This is a genomic window from Acidimicrobiales bacterium, assembly GCA_040219085.1.
Taxonomy (GTDB): Bacteria; Actinomycetota; Acidimicrobiia; order Acidimicrobiales; family JAVJTC01; genus JAVJTC01.
The window spans coordinates 27,082-42,888 of record JAVJTC010000004.1 but is presented as its reverse complement, the minus strand read 5'-3'; the positions used below and the strand labels follow the sequence as shown (position 1 = coordinate 42,888).

General features: G+C 69.6%; 16 protein-coding genes. 6 read left to right on the top strand and 10 right to left on the bottom strand.

Annotated features, from left to right (window positions below; translation table 11 throughout):
- Positions 1–112: 112 nt before the first annotated feature.
- The 5 genes from RIE08_01720 to RIE08_01700 all read left to right on the top strand — a co-directional run bounded on the left by RIE08_01720 (position 113) and on the right by RIE08_01700 (position 5,884).
- Positions 113–523 carry a phospholipase A2 gene (locus RIE08_01720; protein MEQ8716305.1) on the top strand — a complete coding sequence of 137 codons (411 nt, stop codon included), beginning with the start codon at positions 113–115 and terminating at the stop codon, positions 521–523.
- Entirely contained in the window at positions 513–932 is a 420-nt protein-coding gene (locus RIE08_01715; protein ID MEQ8716304.1) for a cupin domain-containing protein, read from the top strand. Before RIE08_01720 ends, RIE08_01715 begins: the two co-directional genes overlap by 11 nt.
- Before the next feature lie 96 nt (positions 933–1,028).
- The gene (locus tag RIE08_01710; protein ID MEQ8716303.1) at positions 1,029–4,586 is read left to right on the top strand and encodes a CARDB domain-containing protein; all 3,558 of its coding nucleotides are present in this window, start codon (positions 1,029–1,031) and stop codon (positions 4,584–4,586) included.
- A 48-nt stretch (positions 4,587–4,634) separates the two neighbouring features.
- Positions 4,635–5,258, top strand: a complete 624-nt coding sequence (locus tag RIE08_01705; GenBank protein MEQ8716302.1) for an RNA polymerase sigma factor — start codon at positions 4,635–4,637, stop codon at positions 5,256–5,258.
- Positions 5,255–5,884, top strand: coding sequence for a hypothetical protein (locus tag RIE08_01700; GenBank protein MEQ8716301.1), 630 nt, complete (start codon positions 5,255–5,257; stop codon positions 5,882–5,884). Before RIE08_01705 ends, RIE08_01700 begins: the two co-directional genes overlap by 4 nt.
- Before the next feature lie 88 nt (positions 5,885–5,972).
- On the opposite strand, the gene RIE08_01695 is transcribed toward RIE08_01700, so the two are convergent.
- The 4 genes from RIE08_01695 to RIE08_01680 are packed head-to-tail and all read right to left on the bottom strand — an operon-like array spanning position 5,973 to position 9,791.
- The gene (locus RIE08_01695; protein MEQ8716300.1) at positions 5,973–7,553 is read right to left on the bottom strand and encodes an AMP-binding protein; all 1,581 of its coding nucleotides are present in this window, start codon (positions 7,551–7,553) and stop codon (positions 5,973–5,975) included.
- Positions 7,553–7,987, bottom strand: coding sequence for a MaoC/PaaZ C-terminal domain-containing protein (locus RIE08_01690; protein ID MEQ8716299.1), 435 nt, complete (start codon positions 7,985–7,987; stop codon positions 7,553–7,555). The genes RIE08_01695 and RIE08_01690 overlap by 1 nt, the downstream gene beginning before the upstream one ends.
- Entirely contained in the window at positions 7,980–8,453 is a 474-nt protein-coding gene (locus RIE08_01685) for a hypothetical protein (protein MEQ8716298.1), read from the bottom strand. Before RIE08_01685 ends, RIE08_01690 begins: the two co-directional genes overlap by 8 nt.
- A 51-nt stretch (positions 8,454–8,504) precedes the next feature.
- The gene (locus RIE08_01680) at positions 8,505–9,791 is read right to left on the bottom strand and encodes a phytanoyl-CoA dioxygenase family protein (GenBank protein MEQ8716297.1); all 1,287 of its coding nucleotides are present in this window, start codon (positions 9,789–9,791) and stop codon (positions 8,505–8,507) included.
- 112 nt (positions 9,792–9,903) lie between these two features.
- Between RIE08_01680 and RIE08_01675 the strand changes: the two genes are divergently transcribed.
- Complete coding sequence (locus tag RIE08_01675) at positions 9,904–10,848, top strand: DUF2889 domain-containing protein (protein ID MEQ8716296.1); 945 nt, start codon at positions 9,904–9,906, stop codon at positions 10,846–10,848.
- Between the two features lie 27 nt (positions 10,849–10,875).
- Here RIE08_01675 and RIE08_01670 read toward each other — a convergent pair whose 3' ends face one another.
- From RIE08_01670 to RIE08_01645, 6 genes are all read right to left on the bottom strand, one after another.
- Positions 10,876–11,268 (bottom strand): CBS domain-containing protein, encoded by a 393-nt coding sequence (locus RIE08_01670; protein MEQ8716295.1) that lies wholly within the window; start codon positions 11,266–11,268, stop codon positions 10,876–10,878.
- 83 nt (positions 11,269–11,351) lie between these two features.
- Positions 11,352–11,963: a nitroreductase family protein gene (locus RIE08_01665; protein ID MEQ8716294.1), complete on the bottom strand. Its 612-nt coding sequence runs from the start codon at positions 11,961–11,963 to the stop codon at positions 11,352–11,354.
- Positions 11,964–12,038: 75 nt separating this feature from the next.
- On the bottom strand, positions 12,039–12,506 hold the full coding sequence (locus tag RIE08_01660; GenBank protein ID MEQ8716293.1) for a hypothetical protein: 468 nt from the start codon (positions 12,504–12,506) through the stop codon (positions 12,039–12,041).
- A 49-nt stretch (positions 12,507–12,555) separates the two neighbouring features.
- Entirely contained in the window at positions 12,556–13,689 is a 1,134-nt protein-coding gene (locus tag RIE08_01655) for an FHA domain-containing protein (GenBank protein MEQ8716292.1), read from the bottom strand.
- Positions 13,686–14,480: a serine/threonine-protein kinase gene (locus RIE08_01650; GenBank protein MEQ8716291.1), complete on the bottom strand. Its 795-nt coding sequence runs from the start codon at positions 14,478–14,480 to the stop codon at positions 13,686–13,688. The genes RIE08_01655 and RIE08_01650 overlap by 4 nt, the downstream gene beginning before the upstream one ends.
- A gap of 22 nt (positions 14,481–14,502) precedes the next feature.
- Positions 14,503–15,804, bottom strand: a complete 1,302-nt coding sequence (locus RIE08_01645; protein MEQ8716290.1) for a TSUP family transporter — start codon at positions 15,802–15,804, stop codon at positions 14,503–14,505.
- Positions 15,805–15,807: the final 3 nt, after the last annotated feature.

The following is a 15,807-nucleotide window of genomic DNA, read 5'->3' as shown; positions in this document are numbered from 1 at the left end:
TGGTCCCCGGCCACCCGTGATGGTCTCCGGCCCGTGATGGCCCCCGGCCACCCGTGATGGACGGACGCGTGGCGATGGCCCACACTGGTGTCCAATCTCCCCGGAGGGTCCGATGATCCGCAGTGCAGTGTTACGCCCCGTTGCCCTCCTCGTGGCCGTCGCGTCCATCACGACGGTGACCTTCTTCGTCGCCGCCGGTCCCGCCGCGGCGCACACCGACAATTCTCCGGCGACCGGTCCGGCCCAGGACCACCCGTGGGACGACGACGGATGTTCGGTCGTTCCCGACGTGGTGCCCGGCCTGTTCCAGTTCACCCACGCCTGTCAGCACCATGACGGCTGCTACGGCGCCCAGACGACCAGCCGTCTCGGCTGTGACCTGCGCTTCCTGTTCGACCTGCGGGTGTCCTGCTACACGGTGTGGACGGCGCCGGACAACCGGTCGGAGTGTCTGCGCCTCGCCAACGTCTACTTCTTCGGCGTGCGCGTCTTCGGCGGCTCCGCCTGGGACGATGTCGGCTGACGCAGCGCCTTCGGGCCGGGCCTTCCGCCTCGACGAGTTCCCGGTTCATCTCGGCCTCGGCGCCACCGTGGAGCGGGAGCCGCGTTTCACCGGTGAGGTGGGGTGGTACGAGGCGTACGGAGCCCGACATGCCGCTGACGGGGTGGAAGGTCGCCTCGTCGGACTGCACACCTTCACCGGCGACTGGGACACCTGGGAGGTCCATCCACTCGGCGCGGAGCTCGTCGTGTGCGTTTCGGGATCGATCGTTCTGCACCAGGAGACCGGTGGGACCACTGCGACGGTCACCCTCGGCGCCGGCGATGCCGCCGTCAACGAGCCCGGGGTCTGGCATACCGCTGACGTCGCCGAGACGGCGACCGTTCTGTTCGTGACCGCGGGAGCCGGTACGGAACTGCGTCCCCGCTGAGTCCGTGTTGGGCTGGGCATCGCCCACACCGGCGACTAGCGTCGCCCTTCTGGAGACGTGGCCCGTGTGCCGCGGCTGGGCGAACCGGGAGCCGAGATGTCGAAGAAGCTGATCACGCTCGTCGTGAGTCTGATGGTTGCCGCCACCGCGTTGGTGAGTGCCGCTCCGTCGGGCGCGGTGGATGTCGGCGCGGTGGACGGGCCCGAGGACTTCCGCCAGATCGCCGGCGGAGGATTCACCTTCGGAGTCCCGGGCAACGAGGTCGACGGGTGGACCGGGTATCCCGGGACGGTCGACAACAACTACACGTGGTCCGGGGCCTATCTCGATCCCGACGGACCCGGCGGAGACCCCGGCTTCCTGTTGATGGGCACGCTCCAGAACAGCTTCGATTTCTCGATCCCGTTCGCCGAGCGGAGCGCGGAGATCTGGCGCTACGACTTCTCCGAGTCCGATCCGCTCGGCGGGACCTGGACGAAGGCCTGGAGTTCCGGGGTCATCCTCGAGGAGCTCTTCCCGACGCCCGAGTGCGTGGGGTTGCGGGGCGCCGTCGTGACCGACATCGGCGACGGCGTGCCCAAGGCCGTGTTCAGCTGCGTCGGCGGCCGCGGCAAGCTCATCTACACCACCGACGGCGTCAACTTCTCGGACATGTCCACGCGCGGGCTGCCGCTCTCCTACATCGGATTCCGGGAGATCGCGGCCGTCGACCACGACGAGAACGGCCGTGACGACGCTCTCTACATCTCGCCTGTCGCCACCTTCGAGACAGCTGACGACGGTGTCGTGATCCGCAGTGACCTCTCACCTGATCCCGTGATGCTCGTCAACACCAACCCGCTCGGCAACGGGCGTTGGCGCGTGGCGTCCGAGCCCGGGTTCGGTGACCCCGACAACATCGGCGTGTTCGCGATGGCCGGCATCGACACCAACGGCAACGGCACAGATGACGCCGTGCTCGCCATCGCCTCCAACCGGGCCAGCGGAGCACAGGGCTGGGTGTCTCTGGGGGGCTGTCGCGGGGGCATCCTCGGCACCATCGACCGCCTGACGGGACGGTGCGTCGCGCAATGGGAACAGGTGATGGACAAGGGCGCGGGACTCCCGCTGACGACAGTCGGTGGTGAGCAGCGCAGTACGAACGCCTTCGCATCGGACATCGCCCAGGTCGGTGACACGGTCTACGTGACTCTCGGCGAGACGGTCTCGCCCGGAAACGACGGTGGTGCCGCGAGCACCGAACTCGCCTCCATCGTCGTCTCCGGATGTCCCGGCGTCGCCGTCGCCGCAGCGGGCGGAGCCGTTGGGGCCGACGCGTGCTCGTGGAGTGTCAACAACGTCATGGGAAACGCCCGTCCACTGAGCGCCGCGAGCGACGTCTTGAACTTCGACTGCGTGGCAGACCGCGAGTGGTGCATCCCGACGTCGGGGCTGGTGGCGAGCTTCGGTGAGCAGGGCACCGTCGGTAGCAGCGACTGGGACGCCCTCGAACCGGGAGAGCCCTTCTACCTGTGGCGGGCAGAGTCCGACGGGAACGAGGTCTGGATGACGACCGCCGGCGGCGGCCCCGGCGGTGGCCCGGGGATTCCCGGTGCCTTCGGCGGGGGATATCAGACGTGGAGGATCGATCCGACCGACGATGCGCTGACTCTCATCGACGACACGGGCTTCAACCCACTCAACATCGGGGGCAGGACGCTCGTCTACGCCGAGCCACTCGGAATGGTCACGGGTACGAGCGTCTTCGACACCGGGGGCAACGTGTACGTTGCGGGCTGTCACCCGGGAGATCCCTTCCCCAACGCCGGCGGCGACCCGAGCCCCGACTTCGACCAGATCGTCTTCGACGTGGTCCAGGATGCCGACGGCACCTCCGACGCCGCTGACGACGACCAGGTCGACGTGGTCGTGGACGCTTCGACCTCGCTCGGCGCACCGTGCGACGATCTCGTCGAGATCGAGATCTACAGCGGTGCGAACTGCACCGGCAGCTCACTGCTCGGAGTCAACTCGACGGCCGATACTGTCCCCGACGACGCCGTGTACCTGGACGCCGACGTGTCCACCGGATCCTCGTTCACCGATGTGGTCTACTCGATCAGGGCGAAGGGCGAGTCCGGAGCCGAGGCCTGCCGCGACCACGTCGTGCGGGCATCCACAAACCTGCCCCCGTCGGCCGAGGTCACGGGGTCGACCCTCGCCGGTGAGGCGTGCAGCATCTTCGGCTGCTCGCAGATCGCCGTCGACCCCGAGGCTGACGACATCGGATCCTTCGACATCACCGCGCAGTGCGTCGATCCGGAGAGTCTGACGCCGTTGACCTGCACCTGGACCTCGGAGTGGGCGGGCCAGGGGGTCTCGCCCTCGCCTGTTCTCTTCGACGGGTCCGAGACTCTGGCCATCGCGCCGGGCGGACAGACGGTCACCGTCGATCTGAACGGTTCAGCCTTCGAGTTGGGCGACCAGTGCTCTGGTCTGACCCGCAGCCCGCTCGGTTGCACCCTCGCCGTCGAGATCGGACTGACCGCGGTCGACAGCCTGGGATTCACGACGGTGAACGAGTTCACCGTCACGCTCCAGCCGCCGTTCGTCGGCCCCGCGGTGCGCAACTCCGGATTCGCATGCGGCGGCGTCTGCATCTCGAAGGCGGCCGGAGAGACGGACGACCCGACGGTCGGGGTCCCGATCGACATGCAGGTCGAGGTCGTCAACGGGGGCAACGTCCCGGCGTCGTTCGGCCTCTCACTCTCGGACAGCCTCGGAGGGACGGTCGCCATCGGCGCCACGTCCTACAACCCACCGGCCGGTCCCTTCGCGTCGCTGACCGCCGTTCCCGGGTTCTCCGCCCCGGTCGTCGTGCCGTTCACGTGGATCCCGGCGGCGCCGGGCAGTGCGGAGATCACCGCGGCCATCCCCTTTGTTCCGGGCGACAATCCGACCGACAACTCGGGATCGCGGTCCTTCACCGTCCTCGCGTCCGATCCTGAGTTCGACGCCGCGGTCGTCTCGGTGGTCACCGACGCGCCGGCCGATTCCGGAGTGCCCCAGACGGTGACGGTCACCGTCGCCAACAACGGCGACGCGGCAGCCGACTTCGACGTGGAGCTCTTCGAGGGGTCGATGAGCGGGACGCAGGTGGATTCCACGATGACGGTCACCGGCCTCGCAGCCGGAGACGACACCGAGGTGACCTTCTCGTGGACGCCGGGCGCCGCGGGGACCGCGGTCCTCGTTGCGCTCGTCTCGGGACTGTCGACGGGGACCGACGAGCTTCCTGCGAACGACACGAGATCGGTACCGGTCGCGGTGGTGAACCCGGCGACCGAGACGATGCACGTCCGGGCGATGTCGGGTAGCGCGTCCGGCCTGTTCTTCCGGACCGCGCAGGTGACCGTGCAGATCGCCGACGGCACGGACGCCCCGGTTGCGGGCGCGACCGTCGCGATGTCGTTCACACGCGGTTCGTTCCCCGGCGGGAGCGGGACGACGTCATGCGTGACCGACGGTTCGGGTCGCTGCACCGTGAATGTGTTCGTCGGGATCGGCGCGTCGAGTTCGGTGTTCACGGTGACCGGCGTGACCGGCTCGCGGGTCTACGTCCCCTCTGACAACGCCGAGTTCCTCGGTGACCCTGCCACCATCACGATTCTCTAGATCCGACGGTCCGGGAACCGCCACGCTCTGATCGACGTCAGAGCGTGGATGGAACCATCTGAAGCGTCACCGACACCACACGTCGTCGACCGGTCGCGATCGGGACGTCGTGACGCGCCGGACGACGGGTCCGGGCGGCGCGCGGACTTCGAGGCGCTCGCCCGGGCGGTTCACGGACCCGTCACCCGGTACGTGCGCCGCCGTGCCGGCGACGCGGCTGACGACGTCGTCGCCGAGACGCTTCTCGTGGCGTGGCGACGTTTCGACGAGATCCCTCGGGGTGCGGAGTTGCCATGGTGCTACGGGGTGGCCCGTCGTTGCCTCGCGAACCAGCGCCGCGGGGACGCCCGCCGCCTGCGACTGGTGGACGAGATCCGGCACGAGCGGGTGTACCGGGAGCCGTCAACCGCTGCCGACGGCGACCCCGATCTCGAGGCCGCCCTCGACGCGCTCGATGCTCCCGACCGCGAGCTACTGCGTCTGTGGGCATGGGAGGGTCTGGCGCCGCGTGAGATCGCGATCGTCATGGGTGTCACGCCGAACGCGGCGAGTATCCGTCTGCACCGCGCCCGACGCCGCCTCGAGGCCGCTCTCGGGGACGTGGGTCGACGAAAGGATCCCGACCGTGCTGGACATCAACTCCATGAGGGCACGAAAGGAGACGGTCGATGAGTGACGAGTTGCGTGACCGTCTCGCACGGATCGACCCGGTCCGTGACATTCCTGTCCTCGACGGCTCCAGCCCGATGCTGGACGACCTCCTGGAGGACATCATGACGACACAGATCACCGACATCCCCGCTCCCGACGGACCGGAAGACCGCGATCGCCAGGCCGGGCCCCGCTCTCGCCCCGGGCGCCGCCTCGCCTTGGCGGTGGCCGGCGTGGCCGCGTGCGCGGCGCTCGCAGTGGGACTGGCCGTCTCGCTCGACGGAGGCGACGACCCCGGCGAACAGCTGGCACTCGCCGCCGCTCCCGGCGATGCGATGGCATCGTGTCTTCCCGTTTCTGCCGACGTGATGGCACAGATGCCCGTCGCCTTCGCAGCGACCGCGACCGCGGTGGAGGGCGAGTCGGTGACCCTCACGGTGGACCGGTGGTACACCGCCGGTGCCGCCGACGCGGTGGTCGTGACCCAGGCCTCTGAGACCTCGATGGCGCTCATCGGTGGCGTCCAGTTCGTCGAGGGTGGGGCCTACCTGATCACAGCGACCGACGGCGTCGTCAACGCATGCGGCTTCAGCGGCGAGGCGTCTCCCGAGCTCCTCGCGATCTTCGAAGAGGCCTTCGGGGCCTGACTCGGCCGGACCGTCGAGGAGAGCGGCCCGACGCCGAGATGGCGTCGGGCCGCTCCCGCGTGCCTCGGCTCCGTGGTGGTCCCGGGGTTCAGCGGGGAATGACGTAGCCCTCGGCGATCCGGTCCCATGCGTCGGGCTCGAGTGGTCGGTCCCGCAGGATGTGCTTGCGGACCTTCTCCGTCGGCGTCTTGGGGACCTCGCTCACGGCCACCACGTAGCGCGGCATCATGAAACGCGGTAGCCGGGGCTTGAGGAAGTCCATGAGCCGCACGGCGTCGAAGTCGGTGCCCGCAGGCACGACATAGAGCTTGATGTCCTCCTCGCCCCGATCGCTGCGGACCCCCACGGCGGCGGCCTCGACGACGTCGGGGGACTCGAGCACCACTGCCTCGACCTCCATCGAGGACACGTTCTCGCCACTGACCCTCATGGCGTCTTTGAGGCGGTCCACGTAGTAGTACCAGCCGTCGGCGTCGTAGCGTCCGGCGTCGCCGGTGTGGAACCAGTAGTTCCGCCATGCCCGCACCGTGGCCTCGGGATTCTTCCAGTAGCCCGCCATCAGCACCCAGGGTTCATCGGAGCGGACGACGATCTCGCCGAGCACCCCGGGTGGGACCTCCTCGTCGAACTCATCGACGATCCGGACCTGGTAGCCGTCCCGGACCTTCCCGGCGCTGCCCTTGGGCCCGAGTGTCCAGCCGGACGCGACGGGGCCCGAGATCTCGGTCATGTTGAAGGTGGTGCAGATCCTCCAGCCGTAGCGATCCATGAAGGCCCGGGGGTCGTCGGGCATCGGCGCCATGAGCACGTTGCGCAGGGCATGGTTCCTGTCGTCGTCGGAGCGCGGCAGGTTCCAGATGAAGGCCGGGGTCGCCCCGATCACGAGGCACACGGTGCACCCGAAGCGGTCGATCTCGTCCCAGAACACATCGGTCTTGAAGTACTCGCGCACGACGAAGGGGCCGCCGTAGATCGCCGTCGCGTACAGAGCGAGTTTCCCGCTCATGTGGAACAGCGGGAACGGGGAGTACCACGCGTCGCCCTCACCGAGATCGTCGAGCGGAATCAGTCCCACCGCGGTCGCGTGCGCGTGCGCCCAGGGGATCACGACGCCCTTCGAGGGTCCGGTCGTCCCCGACGTGTAGAGGATGCACGCGGTCTCGTGGTGGGCCGGGAGGTGCCCGGCCGCGGCGAGGTCGGCGTCGACGAGGATCTCCGCAGCGTCGACGCTGGTGCCCGACCAGGGGGAGCGACCGTCGTCGGCATCGACCACGACGATCGTGTCCAGGGTCGTCAGGTCCTTGCGCACCGCCTCGAAGCGGTCCACGAACGAGGCGTGCACGACGGCGATCCTCGCGGCGGAGTCGTTCACCACGTGCGTCAGGATCGTCCCACGGTAGGCGTTGTTGACGGGCACCTCGATGGCGCCGCGTCGGGCCACCGCCGGCCAGAGCAGTGCCGCGTCGAAGGAGTTCGGCGTCATGACGATGACGGTGTCGCCGGCGTCGACCCCTAGCGTTCGCAGCGCCGTGGCCCAACGCACGATCCGTTCCTCGGCCGCCGCGAACGTCATCGATCGGCCGTCGACGTGGTGGATCCAGGTGCGATCGGGTTCCGCATCGGCGCGGCGGGCCAACAGCGTCGGGAGGACCAGTTCGGGGTCGAGCATCACTTCGTCTCCTGCGGCGCGAGCACGTCGGCGGTCCCCGAGAGGATCTGTTCGGTCGTGCCGTTGCCGAGGTCACGGTCCAGGCGGAAGGCGCACGTCGCAATCGTCTCGTTGCCGGTGCGGGTGGTGGAGGTCACGCCACCGGTCGCGACGAGGCGGTCGCCGGGGCACGTGATCGCGTCGAAACGAACGTCGACGCGGCGGATCGAAGCGGGGTCGCCGGCCCATGCGACGATCATGTTCAGTGCGTACGCGAGATTCGCCGGGCCCTGGTTCACCAGACCACGCAGTCCGAGTTCGGCGACGAGGTCGTGGTCGGAGTGCACCGGGTTGATGTCGCCCATGACGTCCATCATCGCGATGACGTCCGCCTCGGCCACCTCAACGGTGACCGGTACGAACTCGACGAGGTGGCTGTCCGGGCTCTCAGCCACCGGCTGCGCTCCGCAGGAACACGTACGTCTCGTCCATCGACACCGTCGCCTCGGCGTCCTCGTCGTCGGCGTCGATGTGGACGGTCACGAGGTCGAAGGTGCCGGAGCGTCGGCCGGTCTTGCGTTCGGCGGCGACGATCCGGGAGTGCACGGTGTAGCGGGAGCCGATGAGCATCGGCTGGTGCCACGTGATGACGCCACGACCGAACAGGGCGCCGGTGCGCAGCGTGCTCCCGCACAGGGCGAAGAAGTCCTCACGGGCGATCCCCATGCCCGAGTTGAGCGCGATGTGGCCGTAGACGGGATGGGCGACCGGCGAGTCCCACCGGTCGAGGTGCAGGGCGGCGACGGCCGCGCTGTGTGCGTCGGGTTCGATGCGGAAGTGCCCGGGCGGGAACTCCGTCCCGACGAGGCTTTTGAGTGTGCGCCCGCCGGGGACGGTCACGGGTTCCGGCCCCGGGCTCATCGGCGTCGCAGACGACCGGGAGTGGTTGGCACGGGCGCCGGAGCGTCCCGGTCAGACACCGACGACGGGCCGCGCAAGGCGGCGGGGCTCGGTGGGTGCGGTGGCGATGCGGTTGTGGCCGAACGTGTCGGTTCCGTGGACCTGGATGACCTTCAGCGGCTCGGTGGGGAAGGGGAGCTGGCCCGCCGGCGTGGAGAAGACGTCGGTGGTCATGTCGGGCCAGACGCGCACGTCGTTGGTCGTGAACCGGCCGACGAACGCGAGGCGCGAATCGCTTCGGGTGCTGTTGGCGTGGCTTCCGTGCACGTTGAGGGACGTGAAGATGATGCACTCGCCCGCACGCATCTCGAGGTCCCGCACCTCGCGACCGGCGAACATGTCGGCCACGACGTCGATCATGGCCTCGAAGACCGACTGCGCCTTGAAGAAGCTGCCGGTGGAGAAAGAGCGCAGCCTCAGCAGCTGCTCCGCCCGGGCCGGGTCCAGGCTCGCGAGCATCGCCGGGAGATTGTCGAGGCCCCAGTTGTAGAGCTGTTCGAGTCGACCGTCGGCGAAGGTCCCGGGCACCATCCGCAGAGCGCCGTTCGCGACGGTGACGTCGGTGAGGGCCACCCAGACACTGAGCTGGATCATCCCGGGGTCGGTGCCCTCGGGTGCAGCGAGCTTGTCCGAGGGGCTCGACTCGCGGAAGGCCGCGGTCTGGTGCCAGAAGGTCCCGGGGTCACCCGGGCGCTTCTCGAACAGCTGTGAGCGCCAACAGATCACGTCGTCACCGAGAAGGCTCGCCATGCGGTCCGCGAGCTCTGGCATGGTCACGATGTCCCAGAGCTCGGGGATCCGTTGGGCCTGCCACTGAGCGCCGTAGTTGAGCAGCCAGTCACCTCCGTCGACGAGTGCCTTCACGACGTCGGGTCCGAGGAAGCAGTTCTCGCGGAAGTCGTTCACGTGGAGCTCGCGGCAGAGCGCGCCGACGTCGGCGGCGTCGGCGGGAGACAGCAGCGGGAACGGTCCGATGATGCCGTCACGTTCGAAGGTCGTGATCTCTGCGGGTGACAGGTAGTGGCCGTTGGGCCGTGGTTTCGTCACCGGGCGGGTCTTCAGCTCGAACCCGGTGGCGGCGGCGAGCGCAGCGTCGCGATGCGCGAGGGCGGTGTCCATTCTTCCGGTGCGCTGCAGGAAGGCCCGGTACGCGGCGATCCCGGCCAGCGCCGCCCGCAGCTTCGCCTGCTCCCAGTGGGAGATGGGGTGGTCCGCGATGTAGCGGTCGAGGTCAGGGAAGCCTTCCAGCATCCGTTCTGCCACATCCGCCGCGTTCGATACCGCTACTCCGCCGTTCATGGCGCGAATCCTAGACGTCGACGTTGCGGTCTGCGGTGGCATCTGCAGGTCCACGGTCGAGGGGGTCGCGGAGACCTGCGGGTGAACGTCTCCGACGGCCTACAGTCGCCCCGTGGTCACTCCTGCGCGGGTCCCGGGTTCGTTGCGGCGCACGTCGTCGATCGACATCGTCCGGCGCGACGGTGAGGCGATCGGCCTCGGACGGGCCCGCGACGTGCGCACCACGGCCGACGGCGGCATCGAGATGCTCGCATCCGCCGAGGTGCGCCACCGCGCGAACGAGACGACCCGTCGGATCCTCGAGATCAGCGTGGAGCCGACCCTCGACGGTGTCGACTCGCTCGTCGGGTTGACGCTCGGCTCGCGGTTCCGCGCGGACGCCCACGACCTCCTCGTCCACGGACCGTGGGACGGACACCCCCTCGTCCTGTTGCTCGATGACCTGCCCGCCGCCCGCTTCATCTCGAGCTACGCGCTGGCCCGCAGGGGCGGTCAACTGCACTTCCATCAGCCCGATCAGGTCGAGATGCGTGCCGACCTGTGTGCCGGCTGGGCCCGCGACGGCGCAGCGTTCATCGCTCTCGAGAGCCGGGGGATGCAGATGGTTCCGGTGGGCCCGGTCGCCGAGCCGTTGCGTCGTGGTGATGATCCCGCGGGTTGGCACGAACTCCGGTTGCTACCGCCCAACTCGATGCGGCGTTCCCGTCGTCTCGACGTGACCCCCGGCGGGGGTGACACCTGGGGGGTCGACGCCTACTTCCGCGACGGCCACATCGAAGACGACGGCCGCGAGATCGTCCTGCACGAGTACTCGCTCACAGCGTCCGTCGACGGCGATGTCGTCACGGCGATCGATGTCACGCCCGGAACCCTGCCCCACGTCGACTGTCCGGCGGCGTTGGACAGTGCGCAGCGGGTCGTGGGTCGCCGACTGGGCGACCTGCGGTGGTGGGTGTCCGCTGAGATGACCGGACCATCCACGTGTACGCACCTCAACGACGTCCTGCGGAGCCTCAGCGACCTGGCGGAGCTACGCGGTCACCTGGTCGCCGACTGAGCAGGACCGCAACGTTCCAGTCGGGTTTCAGGCGTCGAAGAAGACCTTGAGGAGGTCACGTACCGACACGATCCCGTCCACGTCGTGGCCGAGGCCGACGAGCAGGTGGCGGACGTCGCTGTCGAGCATCGTGGACGCCACGGCGGAGATGGTCGCGTGGGGCTCGACGATGACGAGTTCGGTCGTCATGATGTCGCCCACGCGGCCCTCGTCGCAGTCGCCTTCGTCGGCGATGAACGCGACGATGTCACGCTCCGACACGACACCGACGATGCCCTCGGAGCCGCGCACGACGAGAAGGCCGACGCGGTTCTCGGTCAGGACCGTGGCCGCCTCCCTCAGGGAATCGGTCGCGCGCACCTCGAAGGGCTTGGCGTGGCTGAGGCGGGAGATGGGGTCGCGTGGGTTCGCTGCGTTCATGACAGCGCGCAGGCTATCGAATCGCGGGGGCTGCGAGCCACCGGAGCGAGGATTCGCCCGCGAGCCGCGCCTCGGGACCCGCTTCAAGCCCGCAGTTCACCCTGCCAGCCGTTGCGGTGCACGAAGTCGCTCAGCGGTCGCCGCCTGACCGGGCCGAACTCCGCGTCGGGCCAGCCGAGGGGGATCGTCGCGCCGATCAGGACCTCGTCGGGGATGCCGAGTATCTCCCGGATCTGCGGCTCCGCATTGAGTTGGATCGTGGTGAACACCGAGCCGACACCGAGCGCCCTCGCTGCGACGATGAGGTTCTGTGCGGCCGGGTAGACGGCGGACCACGTGAACTTCTCCATCGGCGCGCTCGGCGGGTACTTCACGGCTCCGCAGACGAACACGATCACCGGGCACTCGGCCAGCGTGCGCGCCATGTGCTCCACCCCGTCGAGCATGAGCCGGGCGGTGCGGTCGGGTCGGGGCATCTTCTCCACGCGGGGGACGAGGTTCGGCGCGACCGCCTCGCCGATGCGTCGGCGGAGATCCGCGTCGTCCACCACGACGAAGTCCCACTCCTGAGTGTTCCCCGGGCTCGGGGCCCGGGTGGCGGCGTGCAGGATCGTCTCGACGATGTCGTCGGGTAGCGGATCGGGCCTCAGGTACCGGATTGCCCGGCACGTCGCCATCGCTTCGAGTGTGTCCATGTCGGTGCCCCCCGGCTGCGTGTTCGGAGAGTCTCGCAGCCGTGAGGCCCGGCGCACACGAGTCCGTCCGCCGGGTCAGCCCCTGGGGCGGGGGACGTTGACCGCGTTCGGCCCCATCGCCGCCATGAAGACGTCGGCGTTGGTGCTCTTCCTGACCACCGCCGCGGTTCGGTACCACGAGTCGCCCAGGACGAAGAGCAGGTAGCGCTTGTCGGGCCCCGGCGCCGGCTCGTCCCACCACTCGATCCGGCATTCCCCGAGGCTGGTCGCACGCAGTAGCTCCGCGGGCTTGTTGCCCAGGAAGCCGCGGAGTTTCCCGAGGAGCACCCGCCGATCGGTCAGGGCCGCGAACGCCTGGCGTTCGTAGGGGGTGAACTCCGCCGCCGGGTCGAGACCCCGGGAGGCCAGGTATGCATCCATGGCGGTCTTGCCGTGTGCCCCGGCGTCCCTCGCGTACCCGAGGCTGATCCACGAGGTGAGCTGTTCGCCCGGCTCGCCGTGTTCTGCCAACCACCCGGGGAGTCTCTCGGCCAGTTTCGTCATCGCCGCACTGTAGGGCTCGGGTGCCGGTGTGCCCGGTGACGGTGCAGCCTCACCGCAGGAGGGCCGATTCGTAGACGAAGGTGCGGTGGCCCACGGCGGCCGTCGCCCCCGGTGCGATGGTGACGGGCCGGCGGGGTGCGAGTCGTTCCCAACGGTGTGTCGCGGCGTCCCACACGAACGTGCCGTTCGTCGAGCCGAGGTCGACGAGAGTCACGTCCCAGTTCTCGAGCCGGACCTCGGCGTGGTCGATCGACACGGTCGACGCATCACCGCTGACCCCGAGTCGGTCCAGCGCGGTGCTGGTCGGCGCCGTCGGGTCGCGTCCGATCAGGTACGAGCGGTCGATCGCCCAGGTCGCTCCGTCGTCGAACACCAGGAAGCCGAGTGTCGGTCGGGGTGCGGCGATCAGGTTGTGGGTCAGTTGCAGCATCGAGAGCCCGCAGCGGTTGCAGTACCGGGCGTGAGGGTGGTTGAAGTGCTGGCGGGCGCACAGGATCCCGAAGACCTCCGTCGCGGGCCGGTCCTCGTCGGTCTGGGCGGGTTGCGAGAAGACCGTCGTCTCGAGGGGAGCCTCGGGGTCGGGAGCGGCGGCCACCGGAAGCGGGGCACGCCGCACGGTCGCGCCCGTGTTGCGAACGTCGACGAAGGTGAACTCACCAGTCGTCTGCGGTTCGAAGACGAGCGTGTCGCCTGGCGTCGCGTCGTCGGCGGGGCGGTCCGTGTCGAGAGCGGCGGCCTCGGCGACGGGCGAGGCCTCGCGGGGATCGGGCAGCAGGGTCAGTGCGGATCCGGCCACGATGCCCGTGCGCAGGTCCCCGATACCACCGGCCGCAGCTGCGGTGGTCGCGTCGACAGCGAGGACGATCGGCGTGCCACTCGCGTCGCCTTCCGCGACGCCGTCGCCGTCGGCCGCGATGGTGGCGCCGCCGTGGGTCACGATCCCCGTCCCACTGACGAGCACCGGGTGGGAGGTCTCCGGAGGCGGGCGCAGCAGAACGACCGAGGCCGACACCTCGTCGGGCGACGCGCCGAGCAGCGCGCGCACGCTGTCGACGTCGCGTGACCCCAGGGCGTCGAGTGCGCCGACCAGTGCGTCGGCGGCGCTTCCCGGCGGGCCGATGACGGCGGCGGCGTCGGGCCACCGGGCCACATGGGCCTCACCCGCGGTGACGACGGCTCTCATGTGAGTGCCTCCAGACGGTCGGCGAGCTCCGCGGCGGTGGCGGGTCGATCGTGGGGTTCGGGCTCGAGGCAGGCGGTCACGACGACGGCGACCTCAGGTGCGAGATCGCCGGCGACGGTCGGTCTGGTGTCGAGGAGGTGGCGCAGGGCCGCCAGCACAGAGCCGGTGGGCATCTCGGGGTACAGCGGGGCGTCGGTGAGAGCCCGGTGCAGGGTCGCGCCGAGGGCCCAGATGTCACTCGCCCGGCCGCCGGGGGCGCCATGGGCGACCTCGGGAGCGAGGTACTCGAGTGCGCCGATCGGTCCGACCCCCGTGACGGTCATCCCCGGGTTCAGGATCTGGGCGAGTCCGAGATCTCCGAGTCGGCCGCCGTCGGTCGTCAGCATCACGTTGTCGGGCTTGATGTCGCGGTGGGCCACGCCGGCCTCGTGGAGCGCGTGCGCGGCCCGGGCGGCGTCACGTACCGCGGCGATCCGGGCGGCACCGTCACGCTCGCCGGTCGGCGCCGCGAGGCTGCCCTCTGGGAAGTGCTCAGCCGCGTAGTAGAGGCGACCGTCCTGGTGCCCGGCATCGAGGATTGCCACCAATAGCGGCGAGTCCACCGACGCGTGGATCCGCAGTTCGTTCGCCATCCGGCGGAACTCGTCGTCGCCGGCACGCTCGTGGAGGACCTTGACCACCACCGTGTCGGCGTCGACCCCCAGTCGTGCGGGCGGCGCCGCGAGATGGAACGTTCCGTGGTTGCCCTCCCGCAGCGTGCCCGTGAACACGTAGTCGGCGATGCCCTTCACGGTCGGTTCCTCCTGTGGCCGGTCATGGATCGTCACCGTTGCGTAGGTGCCGACTGAAGTCGCTGTCGACCTCGAGATCCGTGCGGCGCAGCGTGGCCAGACCGTCGACGCCCGGCAGACCGAAGAGCTTGTTGCGGTGCCCGGCCACCCAGGTGAGTCCCGTCGCGGCGACGGCCAGACCGACTACGCCGTAGGCGACGAGGGCCGGGTCCGAGTGCAACTCGTCGAGGAAGATCGCTGTCGACACGATCTCAGCGACCGCGAGCACGAGAACGAACCGCACGAGCTGGGTCCGCGTAACCCGCGCAGCGGCCCATGACCCCAACGGGGCACCCCAGGCGACCACCGGCGCAGCGGCGATCCACATGCCGAAGAGATCGAACCGGTCGGCGGGCAGCGGAAGCGAACCCGGCGCATCGGGCGATGCGAACACCGCCGCGCCGTCCACCAGTGCGACCTCGGCGCCTCCGAGTTCGGTGACGGCGTCGCCGACGACCGTCGTCGCGAGCTGGCCGTCCAACAGGCCCAGGACGACGAATCCCACCGCGCTCACCGAGGCCATCACGAGCACACTCGTGGGGACCCCGACCCGGGCGTCGACGCCCAGGATCAGGACCACCATCAGGTAGACGACCACATCGGCGCCCGATCCGACCAACGCCGAGGCGACCCCACCCGCAACTGCCGCCAGGACCAGAGCGGCGTCGAGGCGGGCGTTGCGGGCCGTGAATCCGGCGTCGACCTTGCGCACGGGTACCCGCTGGGCGAGGAAGACGAGCCACGCCATCGCAGCGAGGACGAGGGTGAACGTGACCTTCACATACGGGCCGGGAAGTCGTGATGGCCAGAACGGTTGGCCGGCGTCCCCTGCGAGCACGAGCGTCGCCACGAACGCCGTCGCCGCCACGGGAATGCCCACGGCCACGGCGCGCCATTCGACGGCGCGTCGCGTCACCACGATCGCCAGCGCGGCGGCCCCCATCCCGACGGTCTGGATCGACAGGGAGAACGAACGGGCGACCTCGGCGGGGACCTCGAGCACCTTCGTGAAGACGGGGAACGCCACCGCACCTCCGCCCTGGGGGGTGGAGCCCGCCACGAAGCTGCCGAAGACCATCGTGACCGAGGCCGCGACGTTGTCGCCGACCCGACCCCACTGGCCTGACGCGGAGACGTACGCCGCCCATGCGACCGTGACCGACAGAGGCACCACCAGGGCGAGGCGGCCCCGTCTGCGTGTGGACTCGGTCCGCGCCTGCTGTGCCTCGAGAAAGGCGCCCTCCAGGGTGTCGAGCGCCGGTCGGGGTCGACCTTCGCGGGGCACCGT

What these genes read in the sequence shown, in the direction of transcription:
- RIE08_01705 (MEQ8716302.1), top strand. Translation starts at nt 4,635, where the DNA reads ATGGAACCATCTGAAGCGTCACCGACACCACACGTCGTCGACCGGTCG.
- RIE08_01655 (MEQ8716292.1), bottom strand. Translation starts at nt 13,689, where the DNA reads ATGAGAGCCGTCGTCACCGCGGGTGAGGCCCATGTGGCCCGGTGGCCC.
- RIE08_01715 (MEQ8716304.1), top strand. Translation starts at nt 513, where the DNA reads ATGTCGGCTGACGCAGCGCCTTCGGGCCGGGCCTTCCGCCTCGACGAG.
- RIE08_01660 (MEQ8716293.1), bottom strand. Translation starts at nt 12,506, where the DNA reads ATGACGAAACTGGCCGAGAGACTCCCCGGGTGGTTGGCAGAACACGGC.
- RIE08_01700 (MEQ8716301.1), top strand. Translation starts at nt 5,255, where the DNA reads ATGAGTGACGAGTTGCGTGACCGTCTCGCACGGATCGACCCGGTCCGT.
- RIE08_01710 (MEQ8716303.1), top strand. Translation starts at nt 1,029, where the DNA reads ATGTCGAAGAAGCTGATCACGCTCGTCGTGAGTCTGATGGTTGCCGCC.
- RIE08_01670 (MEQ8716295.1), bottom strand. Translation starts at nt 11,268, where the DNA reads ATGAACGCAGCGAACCCACGCGACCCCATCTCCCGCCTCAGCCACGCC.
- RIE08_01665 (MEQ8716294.1), bottom strand. Translation starts at nt 11,963, where the DNA reads ATGGACACACTCGAAGCGATGGCGACGTGCCGGGCAATCCGGTACCTG.
- RIE08_01680 (MEQ8716297.1), bottom strand. Translation starts at nt 9,791, where the DNA reads ATGAACGGCGGAGTAGCGGTATCGAACGCGGCGGATGTGGCAGAACGG.
- RIE08_01685 (MEQ8716298.1), bottom strand. Translation starts at nt 8,453, where the DNA reads ATGAGCCCGGGGCCGGAACCCGTGACCGTCCCCGGCGGGCGCACACTC.
- RIE08_01695 (MEQ8716300.1), bottom strand. Translation starts at nt 7,553, where the DNA reads ATGCTCGACCCCGAACTGGTCCTCCCGACGCTGTTGGCCCGCCGCGCC.
- RIE08_01720 (MEQ8716305.1), top strand. Translation starts at nt 113, where the DNA reads ATGATCCGCAGTGCAGTGTTACGCCCCGTTGCCCTCCTCGTGGCCGTC.